We start from the raw sequence: 25009 nt of genomic DNA, 5'->3' as shown, positions 1-25009 counted from the left end.
TACTTAATTAAGAAAGGCTTGTATGTGTTTAATGACTTCATCTGGTTTTTCACCATGTAGCCAATGACCGGTATTTTCAATAACTTCGATTTTTGCCTGAGAAAACTGTTCATTAATTGCTGCAAAATGTTCTGGTTTTGAGATATAAAAAGAATCACCACCACGCAGAAATAAGGCTGGCCGATTAATTTTTTCGACCTTTTCCCAAGCCATAATATCTGGATAATGATCAAATAAAGCCTGAACATTAAACAGCCACTGCCCTTTATTAAAGGATTTTAATAAAAATTGAATCACCATTTCTTCATGAATATATTTACGCATAATTTTTGCTGCTTCCAGTCGTGAAGCAACATTTGCTTGCTGTACTGCAAATAAGGCTTTAAAAATTTCAGCATGATGACTTTCATGATATTGGATCGGTGTAATATCAAGCACGATGAGTTTTTCAGTCTGTTCACGAGCTAAATCTGCCAGTTTCATAGTAATTTTCCCACCCATAGAATGTCCAACAACGACAAACTTATGAACATTTAAACTGGATAAAGTTTCCAATACATCTTCTGCCATGAGCTGATAGTTAATATCAGAGCTATGACCAGAAAGACCATGATTACGCACATCAATTTGGATCACGGTTCTCTGTTCAGAAAAATGTCGAGCCAATACTCCTAAATTACTCAAACTACCAAATAAACCATGAATAAAGAGCATTGGAGATACTGTTGAAGTTTCATGATGGTGTAATTGATAGTTAAGGATCATTTGAGAATTCCGTGATTTCTTGATTTAAATGTTAATAGTGGGTTGATATTGAAAATTAATCAATTGCCAAATTTTTAAAATAAAAAATTTGCTTAGGCTATTTATAGCAGATTGATCAATTTTGCTTAGGCTAAATTCATCATCAGATTAAAAGTGTTCAAAGCTTAATTATTAATTTGAATTAAAGAAAAATGCCCCATCAATATAAAAGACGATCTAATACATTTTTAAAATAGCCTTGGGATTAAGAGAAATCGCACCCATATTTTATTTTTAATTTCAGAATAAGGATGATACTAGAACAAATAGATTACCCTTCCACTACTTTTTCAAAGTTAGCCCATTATTTTGTATAACAGAAATTTGTAAATACACTCCTTTTTTCGTTTTAGAGCATGTAATAAATTAACAGCGAGATCTGCTGCTAAAATATATAAAATACTTAGGCTATTTTATAAATACAACAGGATTAGTTTTGTAGCATAAATATAAGATATAACTTCACTACCCTGCTTGGAATACCATTCATTTATGTATGAAGACAAAATTCACGCTATTCGTTATGAAGTCATTTCTATAATGCTTATGTGTGACATGATCAAGCAACAATATTATGCAGTATTAAAAGATCTCTCGACAAAGCTTAGAAAAATATTAAAGTTTAATTATTAAATTATAGTTATCAATTTTCTTATTTCCCGGATATATCCCCGGGATAATGAGTAACAATCATGTTTATACTTTAGTTTAACTTTACAAAAAACCCTACAGATAGATGCATCTTATTTAAGATGATATTTTTTGGTCAAAATCCAGCCAAGATTAAAATAATAATATTCTCTTTATTTTCATTAATGCGTGATGAGAAGAAGTACCACTCGCCCTATTCAACATCCCTATTTTTACAGAATACGGTGGTGGTCATTCCTGATTTACTCAGGCTCTGATCCTGTCGATCAAGAAAACTTTTGGCGACCATAGCCATCATGGGCGCCATATCCAGACTGTTATTTTCTTCAGAAACTTTTTGAATGTCCTGATAGGCTTTCAGTCGATTACAGAAAGCCTGACGTTGGGTTTTGGCATCGGCCTTTGGATCATCTTCATCTAAAATGTGCTTGGTTTCATTGACGATTTTAGTCTGTTCTAAAATAAACTGGTCATACGCACTTTGTGAAAGTGGTTCTGCAAAGACCATGCTATTCAGTAAGAATAACAATCCTGCACAAATGAAAGATGATTTTTTTAGCATTTAGATTTCTTCTTTCCAGACATCTTCATAATCATCGGCATCAATCATGAAACGAAAACCTGTTTCCAGAGCAAGATATGGTAATACTTCTGGTGCGATGTCCTGTAATTCACGTACGGTCATCGTTTCAAAAGCATCTTCACTTGAAGGTTCTCCGCCATAAATATACCAGCTGATATTTTCCGCTGTCTCAGGCTTTTTACGAATACCAACTATCGGATCCTGCTTTAAGGTATGTACGGCCACAGCAACAACATCATCACCCGTGACTTCAACATAAGCTGAGCCTACTTCTTCACAAAGTAACTTTTGCTCTGCGATCAGTTCTTGTAAAGGTGATAGATTTTGCGTGTTTTTCGACATTCGATATTACTCATTTATTTGCATTAGCACGCTATTTTAACTGAATTTTAGCAATGCTGATGAGGATTTCGTCGAGATGTTAAAATATCTGCGCTTAAAATTGTTTAAGCGCAGATATGAATTTCAGGCTTATTTGAAAATTTTAAAACGCTCTTCGTCCGCAAGATAATCTTTGGCATGTGTTTCGCCTTCGATTGAACCAAAGACCAGCTGTGCGCGAAGCTTCCAGTTGGCTGGAATGTCCCACTCAGCATGCACCTGCTCATCTACTATCGGATTATAATGCTGTAAAGATGCACCTAGGCCTTCAGTATGTAATGCTGTCCATGTGGCAAATTGCGCAATCGCAGTAGAATGCTCTGCCCAGACAGGGAAGTTATCCGCATAAGACGGGAATTGCTCCTGCAACGCTTGTACCACTGTTTGATCTTCAAAGAATAATACCGTACCTACACCAGCAGCAAAGCTGGCCATTTTAGCAGTGGTTTTTGCTGCACTTGCTTCATCTTTTGCATAACTTTTTAATTTATCTGCAACGATGCCCCAAAACTTTTCATGTTCTGTGTTGAATAAAATGACGGCGCGTGAAGACTGAGAATTAAAAGCAGATGGACTTTGTTTAATTGCAGTTTGAATTAAATCAGTTAAACGTTCAGGAGATTGTTCAATATTCTTGCCAATGGCATAAATAGTACGGCGTTTAGTAATTAAATCTAAAAACTGATTCGACATTTTTAAAAATCCTGGGATATATCTTCGGGAAAATTGGAACCTTTAGTTATTTTTGTGAAGCATAGCTAATCAATTAAACTTTTAGCTTATCTAAAAATAAAGCTTATATACCTTAAAAAATAATAGACAGAATTACTAGGCTATTTGCTTGATATTTTTATATATTTTTTAGCTAAAACTGATTCTTTTCACCTATTTTTTAAACAAAGGTTAAAATTACTGCCCAATGAAAATACTTTAGGATAAATAGTGGGCTATCTTGCTCTGTTCTCGGGCGAAATTCTAGGAATCATTATTTTTATAAGGTTTATTTTTTGAAGATCCCTGTTAAAGAGAATCTAATAATATAGCTTAGGCTATTTCCAAGCATCTCCGATCATGAAGGAAAGCTTAGGCTACAGATAAAATTAATCCCCCAAGAATGGAGGACTAATTTTTAGCAATGAAAACTATAAACTTAAATTAAAATTTTGCATTCAAAACTTGAGCTGATACTTTACTTTTCCACAGCTCACGTAGTGTCGGTAAATAGAATTTCTCACCTAGTTCAACCAGTTCTGCATCGATCAGTGCATGCATTTCGTGCATAAACAGATAGTCCAGTTCAACTGTACTTAGTTTTGACTGCTGCTTTTGATAGTCCTTACGCTTTTGCTGGGCTTGTTTAACCAAACGATCCGCAAATGCTTTATCTTTAAACTGGCTAATCGCCTTTAAACGCAGTTCAATAATGCCCCAACCGGTTAACAACATTTGGAAAGTCTCAAAGTCACCGCTGGTCGACTCCCAAGACATTTCTTCCAGATTTTCATCATCTGGAAGCACCGGCAAAAGAAGTTCCATGACACTTGGAAAAATCTTTTTAAAATTCAGAATAAATTTAACAGGATGCTCACCTGGATAATCCTTGAATTGCACCTTTCTTTGAACATCTGTTAAATAAATATCAAGCATAAAACAATCATCAGTGGTTAATCTCATCGAGATCTATTGTACGCAACTCTGCCTGAGATAAAAACCACTGCTGACGATTCCATGATAAAACAGGCTGAAAGATTGAAAATAAAAGCCTTAAACGCTTTATTTTACATTTGGTGAGACCATCTGTTCAGGACGTACCACCTCATCAAACTGTTCAGCCGTGACTAAACCAAGTTCAACAGCCACCTGCTTTAAGGTTTTAGCTTCTTTATAGGCAGTTTTGGCAACCTTGGCTGCATTCTCGTAACCAATCACCGGGTTTAATGCAGTGACCAGCATTAATGAGTCATGCAAGAAATGATCAATCTTGTCACGGTTCGGCTCAATACCTACGGCGCAGTGATCATTGAAACTATTACAGGCATCACCCAAGAGCTGGATGGATTGCAGTAAGTTATAGGCAATCACAGGCATAAACACATTCAGCTCAAAGTTACCCGATGCACCTGCCACATTAATCGTGGTGTCATTTCCAAGCACTTGCGCCACCACCATGGTCATGGCTTCACTTTGCGTCGGATTGACCTTACCCGGCATAATGCTTGAACCTGGCTCATTTTCAGGAATACGCAGTTCACCAAATCCACAACGAGGCCCACTGGCTAACCAACGAATATCGTTGGCAATTTTATTTAGGCTGACTGCAAGGGTTTTTAATGCGCCTGAAGCAAATACCGCAGCATCACGGCCGGCCAAAGCTTCAAATTTATTCGGAGCAGTGACAAATGGTAGACCTGTCAGCTTCTCCAGTGTTTCTGCGGCCTGAACTGCATAATCAGGATGGGCATTTAGACCTGTACCAACAGCCGTCCCGCCCAATGGCAATTCATACAAACCCAGTAAAGCTTGCTGTAAGCGAATCAAGCCATGATCAAGTTGGGATACATAACCACTAAATTCCTGACCTAGGGTTAAAGGTGTCGCATCCTGTAAATGCGTCCGGCCAATTTTGACAATATCGGCAAAGGCTAAAGATTTTGCATGCAAGGTATCACGTAGACGGGTAAGCGCTGGAATAAGAAGTTGATTAATCTGCAAACTCGCTGCGACATGAATCGCAGTCGGGAAAGAGTCATTGGTCGATTGGGCACGGTTGACATGATCATTTGGATGAACCGGTTTTTGCGCACCTAAATGATTGCCCAATTTTTGATTGGCAATATTGGCTATCACCTCATTACAGTTCATATTACTTTGCGTGCCTGAACCGGTTTGCCAGACCACCAGTGGAAACTGGCTATCCCACTGCCCGCTAATCACCTCATCTGCTGCATCCACAATATAGCCCGACAGCTCTTGAGGAATCTGATCCAGTTTAGCATTGGTCAAGGCTGCAGCTTTTTTTACCAGTCCCATTGCACCAATCATTGCCCGTGGCAAGCGTTCATTGCCGATCTTGAAGTTTTGCAAGCTACGCTGGGTCTGAGCGCCCCATAAAGCCTCACTCGGTACAGCCACTTCGCCCATGGTGTCATGTTCAATACGTGTTTGCATGTTCAACCTCAATTTTTTACATATCGCTGATTTTAAAAGCATCTATCACGATACTTTGCTAGATTAATTAAAAGTAATCGATTATATTAAATATGTAAATGATAATTATTATCAAATATTTTTTACTTATCTCATTTACTGTCCTCTCAGTATATTTTGATAAAATAGCCATTCATCCTCAAGCATCTTTTTCAGTGAACGCTGCGGTTGCCAATGCAAAATCTGCTGTGCCTTTTCAATATTCGCGCCTAGCTGGTCAAGCTCTGCATGAGGATAAGGCAAGGCATCGACTGTTCTAATTACAGACTGGGTCACTTCTGCCAGTTGATCCAACAAATCCTGTATCGAAATGAGCGTTCCAGCAATATTGAAGGCTTCACATTTTAATTCCTGTTGTTGCCATAGCCACTGCAAGGATTTAATCACCGCATCACAACTGTCTGCCACATGCAGAAAACTCCGCTCTACTGTGCCATCCGCAGTATAAGCCTGACGGCGTAATTCCAGATATTCGCGCTGCTGCGCAGCGACCTGCATTGCCAAAGGCACAATATTTTTCGGTAAAGGTGGCACCGCCTCGCCTAGGACACCATGCTCGAAGGCGCCGCTAATATTAGATAGTCTTAAGATGGCAATGCGCCACTCGTTATCTGTTTTGACAGTATCCCGAATAATTTCCTCAACCATCTGTTGCGATTTAATATAGGGATTGGGATAAGTATAGTTAAAAGGTAGATCTTCATTGAGATCCGTACCGGATTGTCCATAGACTGCCAGACTGGATAAATGCACCAGATGCCGTACGCCGGTACGTTGCATGGCGCGCATTAAGCTCATAATACAGCTGACATTATCATTATAATATTCAAGGGGTTTTAATACTGATTCTTCTAGCGACTTAAAACTGGCAGCATGTACTACAGCCTGAATCGAATGCTGTTCAAATACTTTGTTTAATGCAGGCGTATTGCGAATATCAATTTTGATAAAAGGCACATACATCCCGGAAATATATTCAAGTCGCTCCAGCGTCTGCAAATTGGCATTGGCCAAATTATCGACCACAATGACCTCTAATCCTTGTGCTAACAGACTTAAAGCAATATGTGAGCCTAAAAAGCCTAATCCACCCGTCACTAAAATCATTGTATACTACCTACTTTCTGATGAAGCCCAGATCAAGCTGTTGCTATTGATCAAGCCTGTAGTGAATTTCGATGAGCACCTTAATTCTTGTTACCTCCGCACCAACTTCTATTTATGCCTGGCATGCCCTTGGTTTGGCGCAGGCATTACACAACAAAAACCAAGAATTCCGCGTATTCTTTTATCAGGACGGCGTGTCGGTCGCAAATGCACTGCAATGGGTGCCCGACGATCAACGTCATCTTACACATGCCTGGCAAGCACTCAATATTCGCCTACCGGTCTGTGTAAGTGCAGCACTGGCGCGAGGGATTACAGATCAGGACAATGCTCAACGTCACAATATTCAGCAGCATAATCTGGCGGATACCTTTGAATTGGTCGGTTTAGGTGAACTTGCCGATGCTGTTCAATCCTCACAACGTCTGATTCAATTCTAGATGTTCCATTTTTTAGAATGTGTTGCTTTTCCAAGGAATCTTGTGTGAAATCTGTACTTGTTATATTAACCCAAGCCAATCTGACCAGCCTGCAAGTGCATGAAAGCCTGTCTGCGACCATGGTTTTGGCGACATTTGGTGCGGAAGTGAAAGTTCTGCTACAAGGTGCAGGCCTTAGTCTTCTACGCTCAGAACTGCAATTTGATCAGTTACAACATGCCTTTAAACTGGCATCGAATATGGTCGACAGTTTTGAGTTTTATGACCTGACTCCAATTCTGATTGAACAGAAAAACCAGAACTCGCCCTTTGTGGCTCAGAACGAACAAGAGATTGAATTTATTGAGCTAAGCCCAGCGTTTATTCAAGGCTTTGATCATGTGCTGTATTGGTAAGGAATAAAGGATATATAAAATGTCAAATCACACACTTTATCTGATCCAATCGAACTATGCGGCAACGGCGCAGATTCTGAAACAACTCGCTCAAATTTATACCCCAGGTGATCAGATCGTACTGATGGGTGAAGCCGTATTACAGCTGGAGCATTCATTTCTACAAAATTTGCCGCAAATTTACATGCTGGAAAATGATGCAGAGCTTTTGACACAGCCTTTGCCGGATCAGGTCAAGCTTCTCGATTTTGCCGATTTTGCCGATCTTTGCCTCGGGTTTAATCGCTGTATTTCAATGAAATAATCAATGAGTTAAATATGAATTTAGAACTGGATCAAGATGGTCATCTGATCGATTACACCATTTGGAATGAAGAAGTCGCGCAAGTCCTGGCCAATAACCTGGAACTGAACTTAACCCCGTGGCATTTTGAAATTCTGCAAGCAGTGCGTCAGTTCTATCAGCAGTTTGGCCATTCACCGGCCACACGTCCCTTAATTAAATTCCTAATGAAAACGGTTAGTGCTGACATTAACAATGCCATGCTTCAGGAAAAGTTTAATACGGGTCTGGTCGCGCGGCATTTAAGCCGTTTGGCCGGCGTACCCAAGCCTGCGAATTGTTTATAAAAGTACGCTGTCTTCAATACTTATATCTAAACGCCTGAATTCTCATTTGGGCTTTTTTATGAAAGCAATTTTCACATCTAAAATAATAAAAGATCTTCGTGGCTTGAATTCGTCAACTTCGGATTTGTTCTAAGGTTCGCAAAGCCCGATGCAATTCATGATCCATTTCTGGCAGAACTTTCAGCAGAAACTCAATTTGTGCTTTCGCCTCGTCTCGAGTCACCAGTTTAGCTTCTACCAGCGTCTGCTGTAGACTAACCAGCAAACTGACCTGTCTAGGATCTGGTTGTTGCCCCTGACCTAAAGCACTGATGATTTGAGCAAAGTCTAGATATAACTGTTGTTGTTGCTTTAACAATAGGCTTTGCTTTGTAGCTACATTATTTGGTTCAGCCTGTGTATTTTGGCTATTGCTCTTAAAACTCAGAGACATATAGCTGGGTGATTTTTCAAGTCGGGCAACCTGATCACGATGGGCTTGGACTTGATTGGCAAAATCAGTCCGATAGATGTCTTGTCGTATCTGGTAAGCAATAGCCACCAAAATGCCGAACAAGAGTAATCCGATGATGAGATATAAAAGAACGGTCTTATCTTTCATCTTGATCTCCTCAACCCAATAAAGACAGCTCTTATCAAAACGCCGCCTGTATCGTTGCTCGACTACGGCGTTGACCAGTCTACTGGTGCATAGCCGATCCGGACACGTTGTGGATGATTCCCAACTGGTACACTGAGCACTTTATCCCCTGTGGCAAAATCAATCACGGTCACCACATCGGTTTCACTTTCGGAAATCACACAGCTTTTACCATCTGGACTACGCGTTGCCCAATAGGGTTTGCCGGCAGGAATCAATTTGCCCGCAGTCAGCGTCTTGCGATTTACAATTGTGGCATAGTCATCCATGGTTCCTGCAACACAGAGCTTTTCACCATCAGCACTGATTGACAAACCATGATGACGCGAATCATTGACCCATTTTGTCCGGTCTTTCGGGATACTATCACTACCAGGGAGCTGTCCGATCCGGCTAATCTTGTTCTGATTCAGATCGTACTCAATCAGACCATTAAAGAATGAAACCTGGGCATAAAGTTTCGTTTCATCCTTGCTAAATACCATTGGTCGAACTGAATTGGATAAATCCTTGCGACCAAATGCATCGAGTGCAGGTCTGAAATCAATTTTTCTCAGCACTTGATGGGTATTGGCATCCGCGATGCTAATGTAGCGTTTTCCTTTGGTGAAATCCTGCCACTGTGCATCCATTGACGTTTCAACATTGCCAATCGCGGAGTTCAGGATTTTGTTACCATCATCGAAGTAGATATTTTCATGCGGTTTATCACCCGTAGCAAAACGCCCTAACTCTTTGCCAGTGTGAATATCCAGGACATGTACCACATTGCCTGAAGATGCTGACACCGCCACGCGTTGACCATCTGGCGAAACCGCCATGTGATCGGCGCGAAAACCTTCAACCGGTGTACGCCAGTTCATCTTGCCTGTTTTGATATTAATAGAGACCACATCGGCGAAACTTGGACGCGATGCCACGATGGACTGACCATCTGGCGTCGAGTACATATCATCTACCAACTGATCATTACCTTCACCCGCTGTGGCCTGAATATAGGTATAGGCAATCAGCTTGATAGGATTGAAATGAATTTCTTTGAGACGCTCTTTACGGTCAGGAATCATGTTAATGACGCCAATTTTGCCAAAATCACCCGATGGACGAATCACAGTCACTGTGCCATCCCAGTTGTTTCCGACAAAGAAAACCTGCTGTGAATTGGCAGGTGCAGCTGAAGGCGCAGAAGCGGCCTGTACACTCGGAAACGCAGACAGCATCGCCATTGCAGATAAGGTCAGACAGAATTGTGGCCATTTTTTATTTTGAACTTTCATCCTTTATGCTCCGCATAATCATTTTTATTATTTTTAATTCTTTATTGCGCACATTTCCGCTGTGCTTATTCGTGATCTAATATACAAAGGTATAAAATGATTTGCTGATTTTTCCGACCAAAAAAAGATCACTTCAAACGCTATTCATTTAAATCTTCAGGGGAATTTGACCTTATACATCCAGTACATCGACAAACTGTGCATTCAGCACTTTGGCAAGATCAGCCGGTTTCAGTCCGATATCCAAGCCTCTTTTACCGCCACTCACATATATTTTATTGAGCTTTTCTGCCGATACATCAATGACTGTTTTTAAACGCTTCTTTTGTCCGATTGGACTGATTCCACCGACCAGATAACCGGTTAAACGTTCGGCATGTTTCGGATCTGCCATTTGCAGTTTCTTGCAACCACAAGCTGCCGCTACTTTTTTTAGATTAAGCTGATGATTGACTGGTAACACGGCAACGAAATACTGTTTTTCATCCGTTACCAATAGCGTTTTAAAGACTTCTTCGACTTGTAATCCTAATTTTTCTGCAGCCTCTAAACCAAAGCTTTTCGCATTGGCATCATGTTCATATTCATGAATACTATATTCAATTTTTTGAGTTTTTAAGAGTTTACATGCAGGTGTCATAATACTTCTGGCTCAAGTCTGATCGCCTTAGTATATAAATATTCGCTCAAGAAGTTAATGTTTTTGCCCCATACCTCTGCTCCATATGCATGACTACAAGCTGTTTCTGAGATTTTTTACAAAGAGAGTGGCGTGTAAAATACCAACAAAGATATGTGTTTTTGCCACTATCTAGATATCAGATGCGCCTGTGCCTAGCGACTTAGAATGCTTTGAAATGAACATATTCGTCATTTCATCAAGATATCGACAATCTAAATTTTTCCAAATCCTTCGCTATAAATCTCTTTAAATTCGATGTCTGTTTCTTAGTCAGCTTTATAAATTTAGAAACAGAACATAAAACTGATCTCTAAATTGAAGTAACTTATTTTTATCTGGTATTTTGTAATAAAATGCATATAAAAACACAGACTAAAATATTAAAATAAGCTTATTAACATATTGTCTTATCTTGCCTTTTTAAGTATTTCTCCATCTTTTCAAGATGAGATTTTGACATTAAGGGAAGCACGGTTAAAGGCAAAGTTAGGCTAGTCATCCTCTCACGCAAGTCAAGGATCTCTCGATTGAATGTCCTAATCGTTTTGGCCAGACATGAATTTTTGCAAGATTAAAATATGATCAAACAGCAGAGCTGATCCTTAACATGAAGATACAGTTACATAAAGGATATTAACTGTTTTTGCCAATTGGGTTTACAATGAAAACAATCTGAATACCCTGCGAATTGTAATTTTTTAACATTGCCAAATCTCTGCAAAGTTTTCATTATAGCGCCACTGTTTAGGATATGCTTTCTACGTCAATTCAAAGAAATTATAAATAGTCATGTAGAAAATCATGCAATAATAAGCAGAGTTTGCAGCTATCTTGCAAACAAACCTCGATACTTTTTAATTGGAGCATGCTGGATGAGTTCGACCATTTTGGTTATTCATGGACCGAATTTAAATTTGCTTGGAAAGCGCGAACCAGAAGTTTATGGTCATCTTACGCTTGGCGATATTAATCAGCAACTGACTGCTCAGGCTCAACAGGCCACATTACAGCTCGATACCTTCCAAAGCAACTGGGAAGGCGCAATCGTTGACCGAATTCATCAAGCCCAACTCGACGGCGTGCAATATATAATTATCAATCCGGCAGCATTGACACATAGCTCTGTTGCGATTCGCGATGCCCTGCTTGGTGTCGCCATTCCTTTTATTGAAGTCCATTTGTCAAACGTCCATGCACGCGAGGCATTTCGACATCATTCGTACTTGTCCGATAAAGCCATCGGCGTGATCTGTGGTCTGGGTGCAAAAGGCTATGCTGCTGCGCTCGACTATGTCATTGAAAAAATACAATCTTCTACAAAATCTTAATTAGGAATACTGTCTCATGGATATCCGTAAAATCAAGAAACTCATCGACTTGATGATTGAATCTGACTTACAGGCGATCGAAGTTAAAGAAGGCGATCAATCGATTGCATTAACTCGTCGTAATCCAGTGGTTGCAGCGGCTGTTCCTGCAATGCCTGCACCTGCAGCTGAAGTACCTGCGGCGAAGTCTCCGCGCGGTGCTGTTGAAACCTCTCCAATGGTTGGGGTGTTTTACTCTGCACCAAGCCCAGGCGAAGCGACATTTGTCAAAGTGGGTCAAACCGTTTCTGCGGGTGATACCTTAGGTATTATCGAAGCCATGAAAATCATGAACCCGATTGAAGCAACTCAAAGTGGTGTGATCGAAGAAATTCTAGTGAAAAATGGTGAAGTGATTCAATTCGGCCAACCACTTTTCCGCTACCGCGCTTAATCACCCCGGGGATTTATAATGTTGCAAAAAGTTTTAATTGCAAACCGTGGTGAAATTGCTTTACGCATCACCCGGGCTTGCAGAACTTTAGGGATCAAAACCGTAGGTGTCTATTCTGACGCAGACAAAGACCTGATGCATTTGCGTTTCTGTGATGAAGCCGTGTGTATCGGTCCGGGTGCGAGCAGTGACAGCTATCTGAATATTCCTGCGATTATTACAGCTGCTGAAATTACTGGCGCAGATGCCATCCATCCTGGTTATGGTTTTCTCGCTGAAAATGCAGAATTTGCCGAAATCGTAGAAAATTCTGGTTTTATCTTTATTGGTCCACGTCCTGAACATATTCGTTTAATGGGGAACAAAGTTTCTGCGATTATGGCCATGCGTAAAGCCGGCGTCCCGACTGTACCAGGTTCAGCCCATGCAGTGACCCCTAACAATGCCTTGGCTGAAGCGAAAGAAATCGGTTTCCCGCTGATCGTCAAAGCTGCTTCTGGCGGTGGCGGTCGCGGTATGCGTATCGTCGAAAATGTCGATACTCTGCTGGAATCAGTTCAGGCTGCACAGCGTGATGCAGAAATGTGGTTTGGAGATGATACGGTCTATATGGAACGTTTCCTGCAAAAGCCACGCCATGTCGAAGTACAAGTACTCGCCGATGGTAATGGCCATGCGATTCATCTGTATGATCGTGACTGCTCGCTGCAGCGCCGCCACCAAAAAGTACTGGAAGAAGCTCCAGCACCAAACTTGCCAGAGCAAGCACGTGCTGACATTCTGGAAGCTTGTGTGAATGCATGTAAGCTGATGCAATATCGTGGTGCGGGTACCTTCGAATTCTTGTTTGAAGATGATGAATTCTTCTTTATTGAAATGAATACGCGTGTTCAGGTTGAACATCCGGTGACAGAAATGGTTACGGGTATTGATATTATTGAACAGCAATTGCGTATTGCGGGTGGTTTAGGTCTCGATATCCAGCAAGAAGATGTCAAGGTTTTGGGGCATGCGATTGAATGCCGTATTAACGCAGAAGATCCCTCTACCTTCTTACCTTCACCAGGCAAGATCGAAAACTTTTATGCACCAGGGGGTGCGGGCATTCGCCTGGATTCACATGTTTATCCAGGTTATAGCATTCCACCCTATTATGATTCGATGATCGCCAAACTGATTTCGCATGGCAAGGACCGTGAGACGTCTATTTCTCGCATGAGAAATGCCTTGGAAGAAATGATTTTGACTGGTGTTAAAACCAACATTCCTTTGCACAAAGATTTAATCCTTCAGGATAAAAACTTCTGCAAACAGGCGATGGACATTCATTATCTGGAAAAACATTTGTTGAAACAGCTAGAAGGTGCTGAAGACAAAACTCAATAAGCTTAAAGCTTATAAAAAACCGCTGAAATTCAGCGGTTTTTTTATGTTGATGATTCATTTATGGTAATACACGTCTGAGCACGGCAAAGCATTGCTCGGCCTTGTCATTGGCACAGAAATTAATCGTGTACGGATTTTGCCATTTCACAAAATACTGGGAAATTTCACCGGATTGATCAACCTGATTGCCTGAGCAGTCTTTTTCATTATTATCATATTTAACCTGAAGAATCAGTGCGGGAATCTGAACGGTCGGATCCTGTGCAGGCTGATAATCATATAATCCTGAAGTCCACTCTTCACCACTTTTAATTACGACATTATTATTGCTTTTAAAATTATAATATTCGATACATTTTTTATTATCCGGAATTTCCATCCCCCACAACCCCACAATTTCAGGCCGGGTTTTCACGGTAAATGTATTTGGGATTTCAGCAGCTTTAGCAGGAACATTCGCTGGTTTTTTATTTTCTGTCGCCATTAGCCAAGGTGAGCTCATGAGTAAGATAAGGCTAAGACATATTTTTTTCATATTTACCGGCATCTTGTTAACAATTGATTCTAAATTATCATATTTTTTGGGATCGTGTCCCGCTCTAACGCAATTTCAATACAGAGTCAGAAATTATTTATCACATTGTTTAAAAACATGGATTTCTTTTCTGACTTTTTTTGTATATATTTCGTATATAAGAATCTTAATAGTTCGTATTAATAACAGATTAATCAAACAATAAAATTATATTTTGGGTCAAACTTAGTTACTGAACAAAGTGATCATTCACACTTAGAAATTTGAATAGGATTTTAAATTTGCAATTAGCTCGAATAACAGAACAACAGTTAAATCATGAAACCTATGCTTATTTTGTCAGTGTTTTCGCTGTTTTAGTCTGTTGTTTTATTGGGATCGCAACCAGACCGATTGAGTACCTGGCCTTATTGTGGCCGGCCAATGCTGCCTTGTTAGCCCTGTTCTTACGCTTTCCACATTTAAACAATATGGGCGGTTGGCTTGGTGCATTCAGTGCTTTTATGTTTGCAGATCTGGTCACCGGAAACAGCCTATTACAAAGCCTGTTTCTTACCCTGTCTAATCTGATCAGCACTATTGTTTCGATATTTTTTATTCGATATTTCAAGATTAATTACAAATACTATAATACCGGTTATACCTTCGTTCATTTATTTGGCATCTTCGCTTTTGCAGGCTGCCTGGCCAGTGCGGCTTTTGCAGTTATCACCTTGCCCAATCTACCCAATTCATTCATGACCAAAGAAAATTTATGGATTGATTTTGGTCTGTGGTGGACCGGTGAAATGGTGAATTATATTGTGTTTCTTCCTTTAATCTTGGCATTCCCAAGAATAAAAGACATGCAGTACTTATTTAAAAACCGTCGTCAAAAACGTAATTACTTCAGCTATTTTTTACCTGCATCTTCAGTCGTGGCCTGTGTCATCATTACCAATATTTTTGCAGGCCCGGGTGCAATGCTCTACCCTCTGGCTGCACTGATCTGGGCTGCGTTGACCTATCGCCTGTTTACCATGACCATGATCAACGCTTTTGTGATTATCCTGACCTATTACAGCCTGACGCGGTTTTATGCCACAACGCATGACACCTTGGCAGATTCTACGATTTATATTTCGCTCCGGATCGGGCTGTTTATGCTGGCCTTATCGCCGCTTATTCTTTGTATTATTAGTCAAAACCGCAATGAGCTGTTTAAACGGGTCTTGTATCTGGCCAATCACGACAGTCTAACGCGTACCATGAATCGTCATTTTTTCTTTCAGAAAGGTGAATATTTACTGCAATATGCCAAGACGATGGAATTTTCAGTCATCATGCTGGATATCGATTATTTCAAACGCTTGAACGATCATTTTGGCCATCATGTCGGTGATAAAGTCTTACAACACTTTGCGCAGATTGTACGTAACAATTTGCGTGCTCAAGATCTGTTTGCACGGATTGGTGGCGAAGAATTTGTGCTACTACTCTGGAATACCGAACCATCAGAAGCACGTCTTATTGCAGAACGAATTCGTGATCTGGTGGAAAAAACCCCGATGCATCAATCAGATGGCTCGCCACTGTATATTACCGTGAGTGTGGGCATCACTCATCAAAATGAACCGCAGGCCCAAGACCTGCAAAACCTGATCAATATTGCAGATCAAGCCTTGTATCAGGCCAAACATCGTGGGCGCAATCAGGTGGTACTTGCATCTTAAGCTTAAATCATCTACAACCTTGAAACAGCATGAACGCTAGGGAATGGCTATGAAATTTGAAGAATATCTGCAATATGACGGTTTAGGACTCGCTGAACTGGTCGCCAATAAACAGGTACATTCCAGTGAACTTTTATCCGCTGCCTTAGAGCGTAGCTCAATTGCCAATCCCGAACTGAATGCTATTATTATTCCCATGCATGAGCATGCATTAAAACGGACCCAGCAGAATTTATCCGGACCTTTTGCCGGTGTGCCTTTTCTGGTCAAAGACCTGTTTCAGGAATATGCAGGTTATCCAACCTCTTATGGCTGTCAGGGCTTAAAACGGATCGGTTATATTGCCGAAACCAATGCCGAGATTGTCAATCGTTGGGAAAAAGCTGGAATTGTCACTTTTGGCCGTACCAATACGCCTGAATTTGGCATTAAAGGGATTACCGAACCAGATGCCTGGGGTAGCTGTAAAAATCCATGGAATTTACAACATAATAGCGGCGGCTCATCGGGTGGCTCGGCTTCTGCTGTGGCTGCCGGCATTGTACCAATTGCGGGTGCAGGCGATGGCGGCGGTTCGATACGTATCCCCGCTTCATATTGCGGGCTGTTTGGTCTAAAACCAAGTCGTGGCCGTACCCCCTGGGGGCCGCAAATGAGTGAGGCCATGCATGGTGCAGCGATTCAGCATGTCCTGACTAAAACAGTGCGGGACAGTGCTGCAATGCTGGATGCCACGCATGGTGAAGATCACAGCTCGCTATTTAAGATTCAGCGTCCACAGCATCATTATCTGGATGTGATTCAGCAACCACCGAAAAAACTGAAAATTGCCTTTAATCCCCATTCTACCATTGGCACGCCTGTCTCTCCGGATGCTGTGAAAGCCATCGAACAGACGGCCAAACTGCTGGAATTTTTGGGACATGAGGTGGTTGAAGACCGTCCGGCCATCGATGGCATGCAACTGGCCAAGGATTTTATTACCACCTGGTTTAGCCAGTTTTCATTTATGCTGGATGAAATCCAGAAAGGCTACCCGTCTAAAGCGAAGGATTTTGAACTGGACTCTTTAGCACTGGCGGCTTTTGGAGCTAAAACCAGCGCACTTGATTATATCCAGAACCTGAATAACTGGGGCCAGTACGTGACCCAGATGAATCATTTCTTTGATGATTATGATCTGTATCTGACGCCTGCAACCGCAACCGTCGCACCGAAAAATGGCGAAGTCAAAACACCTGCATGGCAGAAGCCAATTTTGAAGGCTTTATTGGGTGTAGGTAAGGCCCATCTGCTGGCACAAGGTAAACTGGTCGATCAGATTGTCAAAGAAAACCTGAAATGGGTACCTTTTACTCAACTTGCCAATATTACCGGGCTTCCGGCCATGTCGGTGCCCTTGTACTGGAATGAACAAAACCTGCCGCTCGGTTCGCAGTTTATTGCACCCTTTGCCCGTGAAGACCGGCTATTGCAATTAGCTGCTCAACTGGAACAGGCACAGCCTTGGGTTAATCAGTACGCCAAAATTCGGATCTAAATTTTAAGCATCAGAGGCATCATGAAGATATCTTTGATTGCTCAACTTTATTGGGCAACCCAAAAATCAATAACAAACCAAACAAAGTCGATGCGGCGGCAAACATAAAGATGGTTTCTCCGCCAATTTTATCCCAATAATAGCCCGCCAGAATGCTGCCACTTGCTACGCCTAAGCCCCACATGGTGCTATATAAAGCCTGTCCACGGCCTTGCTGTGCAGCAGAGAAATTCTGGAAAATAACCCGCATGGCGATCATGTGAAATAAACCAAAACTCAAGGCATGAATCGTTTGGGCAAAAAATTGTGCCACAAATGCAGATGGAAATACGCCTACAATCAGCCATCTTAAGCCAGTCATCAACAGGCAAAGTATCACCAAATGACGCCATGACCAGCGTGTCAGAAAGAAGGTAGCATAAGCAAACATAATAATTTCGGCAATAACCCCAATGGACCAAAGCAGTCCGATCTGACTGCTACTAAATCCCGCCTGACTAAGATAATTACTATAAAAACTATAAAACGGCGCATGTGAAAACAGCATGATCAGTTCAATCAGAAAAAAACTGTATACAACCGGGCGCTTGAAAATCGGCCAGAGGGCTTCCAGCTTTTTCTGTGCAGTAGGCGCCGCCGTAGGTTCTTTAATGCTAAAAGACCAGAGAAAAGCCAGAAATGAAATACACAGCAATAAAACTGGAAGCATGCTAATGCTGATAATTTCAAAGATGGCGCCCAAGCCGAATACACCGATAATAAATCCAACCGAACCCCATTTCCGGACTTTGCCATAAAGTTCTGCTCTTTTTTCCCCGAGCCAGAATAGAGTCACGCCTTCAAATTGTGCCAAAATCGCATTTTGAAAAAAGCTGAAAATCAGCATCAGTAAAGCCACTGACTGAAAGCTGTTAGGAATGATAAACATCATCAACCAGATACAGGCTTCCATCCAGGTGGCAATCCGTACCAGCAACATGCGCTTACCAGATTTATCTGCAATCCAGCCCCAAATAAAAGGCGCAAAAAACCGAGTGAGAATCGCAATAGAAGATAAAATACCGATTTCCTGATAGTTAAAGCCTTGATCTTCCAGATACAGACTCCAGAACGGCATGAATGCGCCCACAATCGCATAGTAGAAAAAATAGAATCCTCCCAGTCTGGTACTGATTGCAAGTGCTTGCATTAGATTGTATTCCCTTGCATCTTCAATGGCTTATAAATACTAATAGTTGCGTCATATTGCATTGAATTGCCCTTACTTGCTGTTCAAAGGTCTACAAATCCACAGAAAATATATTTTAAAAAAATTTGTAGAGTGCACCCTAAGGCACGAAATTTTCGTAAGTTTATGGCTAAATGTGGCTAAAGTAAAAAATCAATATTGAAAGGCATTTACAATACGTAAAAACATGAATCTATTTTTATAAAGCAACCTCGGATAAAAATGGGAATATTTTTAAGAAGGAGTTATTTCAATTCACCTTTGATACTTAATAAAGCAAAGTTACGGGAATATTGAATACTTTTGAAATAAAAACACGCTTTAAATCTTCTCTCCAAATAGCTAAGCCACTGATTTAAAATCTTCAATCCTCTATTTAAGAGGCCTATTTTTAGAACTAAAATACTCATTGTGGAGTTTAGGTATCGAAGCAATATCCGATAATTCCACTGACTTCGCACTTTAGTAGACAAATCATCTACCTGCACCATGATTCAAAAATATGCCGAAATATGAATAAGATATAAATCTCGGAATCCTACATATCGCTACACTCGCATCTCTAAATCATCTCATTGTAAGTGCTTTTAATATACCATTCTAGGCAAGTCGAATCTTCGACAATTAAAATTGAGAAACTTATGTTAGTTAATACAAATACTGCTCAAAAAGCGTCTTTCAATCAATTTTCTAATAATGCGACTGAGAACAAACCCAAGCAAAATGAGCAAGAGCAAAAACCGAATCAAGGAGAGCCAGCTCCTATAACCAAAGAGCAAAATGATCAAAAAGATCAGGCGGATAAGAAAAACTCATAATATTATGTTGAATTAATAAAAGAAGCCTATCTCCCTGATAGGCTTTTTGTATTCAAAAGATAAACATTTTCCATAAAAGCCTGAGAAATAAAAAAGCCCATCCTATGATGAGCTCTTTAATCCAATAGATCTAATTCTTACGAAGCTGCGAATTCTTGCAGTACAAATCGTTTTACACTTTCATCAAAATTTGGTCTGGAAAGAGCGAGCTTGCCATTTTTCATAGATTTATAACAATAGCTTGCGGCTACGCCTACACCAAACAAAGTCAACAACTTCATTGCTCACCTCATTAACTGTCAGATTTGAATACAAAAATTAGCATTCAAACGTGTAGTTTTCCAACCCACTTTAGAGTGTTTTTTGTACTCCATGTTAATTAATGTATGGGTAGAAAATAACAAAGCTGACCATTGGATAAGCTGTTCTAACGTCAAAGCCTAATTGTTGATGTGCATATCAACCCAATTAAGGAAGCTGTTTTTATCTGTAAATTTAGGTGCAGAACTTATGCTCAGTATTTCTTTATTTCCAAATTTACCACTAATGTTATGGAATGCTTGGACTTTAAATTCCTGAGGCTCTCCTTCGTGCAGCGTTCTAAAATACTCTACTGACTTATCAAACTCACTTTTCTCTTTAAAGCCAGGACGTTCTTTTAAAAACTCATAAACTTGTTCTAGAGCGGGTAAATAATTATTTCTAGGCATTCTGTATTCTCTAAAATTATGAGTTTTATTGTGAATGCCTATTCTGAATTAATAGTGATAAGAATGTTTAAGCTTTTCTTACCGTTTATGTAACCCTTTCTTCTTTCAAGCAGTCACGACATACTTTCGCTTCTTTACCATCCGCTTGGCATTCGATTTCTGTGACACCATGAAGACCGAATAAACAAAAGATAAAATGCAGCATGACCTTTCTGCGCAAAAGATAGCTCCTTCAGGCAAAGGAGGCAAAACTGGAAATAAAACTATAGCAATGGAATCTGGGCGCTCATTTTATCGAAGATTATTTTTCATCCATTGGCGAAAAATTACATTCATATTCACCATAAAAATTCCGTTTCCAGACCCAACTACATTTACGATTTCGAATTGTTTTGAGGTCATCATTCTTATAGTTTAATTGTTATCGCAGATCAGAATGCTAAGCAAAGAGGTCGGTCATGTGTTCAAACTATGAATTCCCCTCAAAAAGTCAGCTCTCTTTATTAGACCTTCATGCAGAACAACTTGAATTGAACATGAAATCACATGTTTACCCCTTAGCACCTGCTCCTATCATGATGCGAGGTGCTGAGGGGTTTGAGTTAGATATTGCACGTTTCGGACTGATTCCCTTTTGGGCGAAAGAATTAAAATATGGTCGACATACTTACAATGCCCGAACTGAAACAATAGCGTCCAAGCCAAGTTTTCGACATGCCTGGAAAAACAACCAGTTTGCTTTAGTGCCCGTGGATACTTTCTATGAACCTAAATATATCGATGGAAAACCGCACTGGTTTGGTATTTCACGTGAAGATGGCAATCCTTTTACCGTTGCAGCCATTTATGATGATGTGCTCATTGAGGGTGAAAAAATCAGATCATTTTCGATGCTGACTATAAATTCCGATCAACACCTATTGATGAAACAGTTCCACCATCCAGATGACGAGAAGCGCTCGATTATTGTGATTCCTGAAGAATCACGCCATGATTGGTTATGCTGCGATCATGAACAAGCTCATGAGTTTTTCTTTGAAATGAGAGATGAGTTTAGAGCGAAACCCAGAGATCACCGGTTGTCGAAAAACTAAAAGCCCTAAAGCAAGTTAGGGCTTTTAAAATGTGAAAGAGCTATTTTTGTTCTCTCAATGGATTTTCCGGTTCTGCATTGGGTTTTTTCTCTGGCTTCACGCCCTTATACGAATCCTGATTGCCTTTATCATCATTAGATTCTTTTTGCGGATTTGATTCTTGCTCTGATTTATTGGTCATGTGTATCTCCTTTATCGATCCATTAAGAAATAAATATGACATCTGATCCTAAACATCAATATTATTTATGTTTCACATTCACTTTTTAGAAAAGCAAACTTTTCTGGAGGCGCTCTCACCTTTCACGACACTTGAAATTTAAATAATCAAATGAGCAGCGCTACCTGATTAGACAGCACAGCATGGAAATATCAGCTTAGGCGGGCATCGATTAAAAGAAAGTATCTGCCGATACATCAAAGCGCTCAGACAAGGCCTTGATATGACGGATATTCAGCTGACGTTTGCCATTCAATATTTCTGAAATTACTGATTGTGTCGCGACATCAGACAAGTCTGCTTGACTAAGCCCGTGTTGCTCCATCAACAAGGCCAAGGCCGTTCGTCCATCACCTTCTGGCATGGGTAGATGTTCATGCTCATACGCCGAAACCAGATCACCCAGTTGATGAATAAGCCCCATTAAAGGATGTGATTCATCATCACCGACAATGTCCAAAAGCTCATCTAGGGCTTCAGTTAGTGTATGAAAGTCATCCTCATTTTCCGGCTTGCTGAGCAATGGTGCAACATAACGCCAGTGATCAACGGCCTGTTTAATCATTGCATTCATTCTAACCTTCCTTCCAATGACCTTTATCATATTCATGGTGAGACAAGACATGGCGAATATAAACGCGTTTTGCCTGATACATCACCACAGCAATCAGCCGAAGCTTGTTTCCACCGATATCGAATACATGAAACTTTCCAACCTTATCTACTGCGGGAAAGAGTCTCTTCATTTCAGCAAAATCCTTAGGATGATTGGCCTTCATCAGTCGATACCAACCATCTAATGCCGTTCCAGCCTGTGGCCACTTTTGCGTTGCTTCAAGAATTCGAGCGTGGGTGATCACATGCATATATTTTATCGCATTTTGCTATATTTCTAGTATATATAAATTATCGCATTTTGCAATATATTCTTATCCGACTATTTTAGTTCTCAATTTTAATCATTTATCGGCATGTAATCCTATTTAAATCATACTCTTATAAAGTATAGATTGTGACCCGTATCATTTAAATCCAGTTGAGTTCAATCGTTATCTTGGATTTTTATTATAAAAATTTCACCCACAAACAAAACCCCCGCCAAGTGATGATTGAACGGGGATTGAGCTTCATTAATACATCCGGTGAATTGGAACATTATTCAATATCTTTCAAGCAATCACGACACTCTTTCACCTCTTCATGATCACAGGTGTAATTGATTTCAGTCGCACCATGAAGGCCAAATAAACAAAATATAAACTGGATCATGCTTTTCTCCTGAATGTAACAAGCTTAATCAGTGATTAAGCTTGTATTGATTTTAAGACTCAATAACTCGATACGGAATAATCGGATCACGACCTGAGTAATAACTTAACCGCCTGAATACATTTCACAATTCAAGCAAAGTTAAGTTTTTGGCATTTAAGTTCGTGCAGGCTCTTCACTTTTAGTCTTTTGATCCTTCTTACAATGATCATTGCCCATCATATGACACATTTTTTCTTTGCAAGATTTAAAACAACAACCTACCATCACGCCCATGCCAAATGCACATATACATCTCATCATAGCTTTGCCCTGTCTTTTTATAAAAAGAGATATATAAATACCATCTATTCATGTTTCACTCTTGAGAGAATTTTCAGGCTTTATGTTGTATATGAAAACTTATGTGAAAGAGAATAATTAAAGTAAAAAGCTCTCATTGAGCAATCCGTGTTTATAAACAAGAAAAAGCCTGCTTAACTCTCCTAAATTAAGCAGGCTTTATAATGTGCTGATTTTCTAATTATTTTCATTAAGTTCTTGGAATGAAGCCAAGATATCACTGGCCCAGCAGTCAATCTGTGTGTGATATATAGAGGCTATGTTTCTAAATGTGCAATAAGCGTTACTTTTCTTAATTGAATGGCTTTAATTTAGGCAAAATATATTTTATTCGTTAAATTTTATGCTTAAGAGAAAACAGATGGACACTTTAGATCAATATGCATAACAATAAATTTGTTCATTTTTTAGGATAAAATTCCCTGTTGCTGTACTGTATGTGAATATCAGGAATTTTTGACTTCTTCTAAAGTTGGTAGATGACTGCTTTCTTTTTGGCTATTTCTCTCTATAATTTTTGATATGACAAATAACAAGATTTTGACATCATGATAAATCGTATACTGATTACTTTATTGATAAGTCTGACAATAAGTGGCTGCCAAAAGCAGCAAGCCGACAGTTCAGCGGAACCTGATCAAGCCCTCAAAGCCCAATTTGAACAATCAGATAATCAACTCAGTGCTTATCTGGACAAACTAGATTCTTCCAGTATTAGTCCAGAAGAAAGAACACGCATACTCTGTGAACAATATCCTAAAGAATATAAAACTCGTTATATGCCGGCTTTATTAAAACTTATGCCTCAGGAATATACAGAAAAAGGACTGCTTACAGATTTAGACAATGCCTTAAGCTTTTATAAGCAGAAAGCCAATATCCAGTGTTAATTCATACTGATTAACGTCTATAACCAAATTTTTACCCTAAAAAAACCGCCTGATTCAGGCGGTTTTTTTATGAACGTACAGCTTAAACAGAATTAACGCTACAGTTTTGGCAGATCTTATGAATCATACCCACGCTGCTAGTTAATTCTATTATGGCTGCTAGTTCTGTTGATTATTCCAGATCTTGTTGAGATTGCTGGTTTTTTTGCTGATTACGCTGTGGCTGCTGTTGTTGCTGCTGATCGCGCTGTTGTTGGTTATTTTGTCCCTGCGGCTGTTGTTGCTGCTGGTTATTTTGTTGCTGGTTTGGGTTTTGCTGGTTGTTTTGCTGACGCTGTTGATCTTGCGTGCCTTGTTGGTTTTGCTGTTGTTGCTGTTTCTGTTGGTCTTGCTGTTGATTATTAGCCATGGTGTAACTCCTTACTATTTGCTTTAAATTAATTAAAAGCCGATAGAGTTTCGACTTAATATCTACTCTACGCATTTTTCAGAATTCTCCAACCTATAACCTGTTACGGATTAATTCAATGTAAAAAATGGTAAGCCAAGTAGTTGAAATCAAGATTAATAAGCAACATAAATTACTTTATCCAATAAAATAGACACATGATGAAAGATAATATGTTTCGAAATTTTTATTATTCAATAAAAGGAATAACTTAACCTGAGTAAAATATATAAAAAAGACATTTAAAATATTTTAAAAA

The 25009-nt window shown here is 39.9% G+C and carries 29 protein-coding genes; 12 read left to right on the top strand and 17 right to left on the bottom strand.

Going from position 1 to position 25009, the window contains the following annotated elements; all coding sequences use genetic code 11:
* Nucleotides 1–3 precede the first annotated feature (3 nt).
* The 7 genes from FTU45_RS02175 to FTU45_RS02145 form a co-directional block, all read right to left on the bottom strand.
* Entirely contained in the window at nucleotides 4–765 is a 762-nt protein-coding gene (locus FTU45_RS02175) for an alpha/beta fold hydrolase (protein WP_180075827.1), read from the bottom strand.
* A gap of 883 nt (nucleotides 766–1648) precedes the next feature.
* Nucleotides 1649–2017 (bottom strand): hypothetical protein, encoded by a 369-nt coding sequence (locus FTU45_RS02170; RefSeq protein ID WP_005171030.1) that lies wholly within the window; start codon nucleotides 2015–2017, stop codon nucleotides 1649–1651.
* Complete coding sequence (locus FTU45_RS02165) at nucleotides 2018–2380, bottom strand: hypothetical protein (protein ID WP_005171032.1); 363 nt, start codon at nucleotides 2378–2380, stop codon at nucleotides 2018–2020.
* Between the two features lie 129 nt (nucleotides 2381–2509).
* Entirely contained in the window at nucleotides 2510–3112 is a 603-nt protein-coding gene (locus FTU45_RS02160) for a nitroreductase family protein (RefSeq protein ID WP_005171034.1), read from the bottom strand.
* Nucleotides 3113–3574: 462 nt separating this feature from the next.
* Nucleotides 3575–4066 (bottom strand): hypothetical protein, encoded by a 492-nt coding sequence (locus FTU45_RS02155; protein WP_100355114.1) that lies wholly within the window; start codon nucleotides 4064–4066, stop codon nucleotides 3575–3577.
* A gap of 126 nt (nucleotides 4067–4192) precedes the next feature.
* On the bottom strand, nucleotides 4193–5587 hold the full coding sequence (fumC, locus tag FTU45_RS02150; RefSeq protein ID WP_005171036.1) for a class II fumarate hydratase: 1395 nt from the start codon (nucleotides 5585–5587) through the stop codon (nucleotides 4193–4195).
* A gap of 135 nt (nucleotides 5588–5722) precedes the next feature.
* Nucleotides 5723–6733: an NAD-dependent epimerase/dehydratase family protein gene (locus tag FTU45_RS02145; RefSeq protein ID WP_159138133.1), complete on the bottom strand. Its 1011-nt coding sequence runs from the start codon at nucleotides 6731–6733 to the stop codon at nucleotides 5723–5725.
* Between the two features lie 71 nt (nucleotides 6734–6804).
* On the opposite strand from FTU45_RS02145, the gene tusD reads away from it, so the two are divergent.
* From tusD to FTU45_RS02125, 4 genes are read left to right on the top strand one after another with little or no spacing between them, the layout of a single operon-like run.
* A complete protein-coding gene (tusD, locus tag FTU45_RS02140) occupies nucleotides 6805–7173 on the top strand; it encodes a sulfurtransferase complex subunit TusD (protein WP_180075826.1) in 369 nt (122 codons plus the stop codon).
* A 44-nt stretch (nucleotides 7174–7217) separates the two neighbouring features.
* Nucleotides 7218–7568, top strand: a complete 351-nt coding sequence (locus FTU45_RS02135; RefSeq protein ID WP_074382816.1) for a hypothetical protein — start codon at nucleotides 7218–7220, stop codon at nucleotides 7566–7568.
* Nucleotides 7569–7587: 19 nt separating this feature from the next.
* Nucleotides 7588–7872, top strand: a complete 285-nt coding sequence (locus tag FTU45_RS02130) for a DsrH/TusB family sulfur metabolism protein (protein WP_180075825.1) — start codon at nucleotides 7588–7590, stop codon at nucleotides 7870–7872.
* Between the two features lie 14 nt (nucleotides 7873–7886).
* Nucleotides 7887–8198 (top strand): TusE/DsrC/DsvC family sulfur relay protein, encoded by a 312-nt coding sequence (locus FTU45_RS02125; RefSeq protein ID WP_005096835.1) that lies wholly within the window; start codon nucleotides 7887–7889, stop codon nucleotides 8196–8198.
* A gap of 112 nt (nucleotides 8199–8310) precedes the next feature.
* On the opposite strand, the gene FTU45_RS02120 is transcribed toward FTU45_RS02125, so the two are convergent.
* The 3 genes from FTU45_RS02120 to ybaK form a co-directional block, all read right to left on the bottom strand.
* Nucleotides 8311–8799 carry a hypothetical protein gene (locus FTU45_RS02120; RefSeq protein WP_180075824.1) on the bottom strand — a complete coding sequence of 163 codons (489 nt, stop codon included), beginning with the start codon at nucleotides 8797–8799 and terminating at the stop codon, nucleotides 8311–8313.
* 62 nt (nucleotides 8800–8861) lie between these two features.
* Nucleotides 8862–10115 carry a YncE family protein gene (locus FTU45_RS02115; protein ID WP_100354998.1) on the bottom strand — a complete coding sequence of 418 codons (1254 nt, stop codon included), beginning with the start codon at nucleotides 10113–10115 and terminating at the stop codon, nucleotides 8862–8864.
* Between the two features lie 172 nt (nucleotides 10116–10287).
* The gene (gene ybaK, locus FTU45_RS02110; RefSeq protein WP_074382819.1) at nucleotides 10288–10755 is read right to left on the bottom strand and encodes a Cys-tRNA(Pro) deacylase; all 468 of its coding nucleotides are present in this window, start codon (nucleotides 10753–10755) and stop codon (nucleotides 10288–10290) included.
* Between the two features lie 914 nt (nucleotides 10756–11669).
* Between ybaK and aroQ the strand changes: the two genes are divergently transcribed.
* Genes aroQ through accC form a run of 3 tightly spaced genes read left to right on the top strand, consistent with a single transcriptional unit; the run spans nucleotide 11670 to nucleotide 13944 of the window.
* The gene (gene aroQ, locus FTU45_RS02105; protein WP_180040002.1) at nucleotides 11670–12125 is read left to right on the top strand and encodes a type II 3-dehydroquinate dehydratase; all 456 of its coding nucleotides are present in this window, start codon (nucleotides 11670–11672) and stop codon (nucleotides 12123–12125) included.
* 16 nt (nucleotides 12126–12141) lie between these two features.
* Entirely contained in the window at nucleotides 12142–12558 is a 417-nt protein-coding gene (gene accB, locus FTU45_RS02100) for an acetyl-CoA carboxylase biotin carboxyl carrier protein (protein WP_005096830.1), read from the top strand.
* Nucleotides 12559–12576: 18 nt separating this feature from the next.
* Nucleotides 12577–13944 (top strand): acetyl-CoA carboxylase biotin carboxylase subunit, encoded by a 1368-nt coding sequence (gene accC / locus FTU45_RS02095; protein ID WP_180075823.1) that lies wholly within the window; start codon nucleotides 12577–12579, stop codon nucleotides 13942–13944.
* A gap of 58 nt (nucleotides 13945–14002) precedes the next feature.
* On the opposite strand, the gene FTU45_RS02090 is transcribed toward accC, so the two are convergent.
* Entirely contained in the window at nucleotides 14003–14446 is a 444-nt protein-coding gene (locus FTU45_RS02090) for a hypothetical protein (protein ID WP_180075822.1), read from the bottom strand.
* Nucleotides 14447–14760: 314 nt separating this feature from the next.
* Between FTU45_RS02090 and FTU45_RS02085 the strand changes: the two genes are divergently transcribed.
* Both FTU45_RS02085 and FTU45_RS02080 read left to right on the top strand, forming a co-directional pair.
* Nucleotides 14761–16191, top strand: a complete 1431-nt coding sequence (locus tag FTU45_RS02085) for a diguanylate cyclase (RefSeq protein WP_180075821.1) — start codon at nucleotides 14761–14763, stop codon at nucleotides 16189–16191.
* 49 nt (nucleotides 16192–16240) lie between these two features.
* On the top strand, nucleotides 16241–17731 hold the full coding sequence (locus FTU45_RS02080) for an amidase (RefSeq protein ID WP_180075820.1): 1491 nt from the start codon (nucleotides 16241–16243) through the stop codon (nucleotides 17729–17731).
* Nucleotides 17732–17750: 19 nt separating this feature from the next.
* On the opposite strand, the gene FTU45_RS02075 is transcribed toward FTU45_RS02080, so the two are convergent.
* Entirely contained in the window at nucleotides 17751–18920 is a 1170-nt protein-coding gene (locus FTU45_RS02075) for an MFS transporter (protein WP_180000457.1), read from the bottom strand.
* Between the two features lie 680 nt (nucleotides 18921–19600).
* Here FTU45_RS02075 and FTU45_RS02070 point away from each other — a divergent pair.
* Nucleotides 19601–19777: a hypothetical protein gene (locus tag FTU45_RS02070; protein WP_180075819.1), complete on the top strand. Its 177-nt coding sequence runs from the start codon at nucleotides 19601–19603 to the stop codon at nucleotides 19775–19777.
* 440 nt (nucleotides 19778–20217) lie between these two features.
* On the opposite strand, the gene FTU45_RS02065 is transcribed toward FTU45_RS02070, so the two are convergent.
* The gene (locus FTU45_RS02065) at nucleotides 20218–20487 is read right to left on the bottom strand and encodes a hypothetical protein (RefSeq protein ID WP_074382825.1); all 270 of its coding nucleotides are present in this window, start codon (nucleotides 20485–20487) and stop codon (nucleotides 20218–20220) included.
* A 458-nt stretch (nucleotides 20488–20945) separates the two neighbouring features.
* Here FTU45_RS02065 and FTU45_RS02060 point away from each other — a divergent pair, with 458 nt between their 5' ends.
* On the top strand, nucleotides 20946–21581 hold the full coding sequence (locus tag FTU45_RS02060; RefSeq protein ID WP_074382826.1) for an SOS response-associated peptidase: 636 nt from the start codon (nucleotides 20946–20948) through the stop codon (nucleotides 21579–21581).
* Nucleotides 21582–21621: 40 nt separating this feature from the next.
* On the opposite strand, the gene FTU45_RS02055 is transcribed toward FTU45_RS02060, so the two are convergent.
* The 3 genes from FTU45_RS02055 to FTU45_RS02045 form a co-directional block, all read right to left on the bottom strand.
* Entirely contained in the window at nucleotides 21622–21762 is a 141-nt protein-coding gene (locus FTU45_RS02055; protein ID WP_005096816.1) for a hypothetical protein, read from the bottom strand.
* Between the two features lie 211 nt (nucleotides 21763–21973).
* Nucleotides 21974–22375 (bottom strand): type II toxin-antitoxin system HigA family antitoxin, encoded by a 402-nt coding sequence (locus tag FTU45_RS02050; protein ID WP_005096813.1) that lies wholly within the window; start codon nucleotides 22373–22375, stop codon nucleotides 21974–21976.
* 1 nt (nucleotide 22376) lies between these two features.
* Nucleotides 22377–22667 carry a type II toxin-antitoxin system HigB family toxin gene (locus FTU45_RS02045; RefSeq protein WP_100328667.1) on the bottom strand — a complete coding sequence of 97 codons (291 nt, stop codon included), beginning with the start codon at nucleotides 22665–22667 and terminating at the stop codon, nucleotides 22377–22379.
* 1293 nt (nucleotides 22668–23960) lie between these two features.
* Between FTU45_RS02045 and FTU45_RS02040 the strand changes: the two genes are divergently transcribed.
* A complete protein-coding gene (locus FTU45_RS02040) occupies nucleotides 23961–24302 on the top strand; it encodes a hypothetical protein (RefSeq protein ID WP_005096809.1) in 342 nt (113 codons plus the stop codon).
* A 172-nt stretch (nucleotides 24303–24474) separates the two neighbouring features.
* On the opposite strand, the gene FTU45_RS02035 is transcribed toward FTU45_RS02040, so the two are convergent.
* Nucleotides 24475–24711, bottom strand: coding sequence for a hypothetical protein (locus FTU45_RS02035; RefSeq protein WP_005096808.1), 237 nt, complete (start codon nucleotides 24709–24711; stop codon nucleotides 24475–24477).
* Nucleotides 24712–25009 lie beyond the last annotated feature (298 nt).

This window comes from Acinetobacter sp. YH12106 (assembly GCF_013418995.1).
Lineage (GTDB): Bacteria > Pseudomonadota > Gammaproteobacteria > Pseudomonadales > Moraxellaceae > Acinetobacter > Acinetobacter pseudolwoffii.
This window is presented reverse-complemented; position numbering and strand designations above follow the sequence as displayed.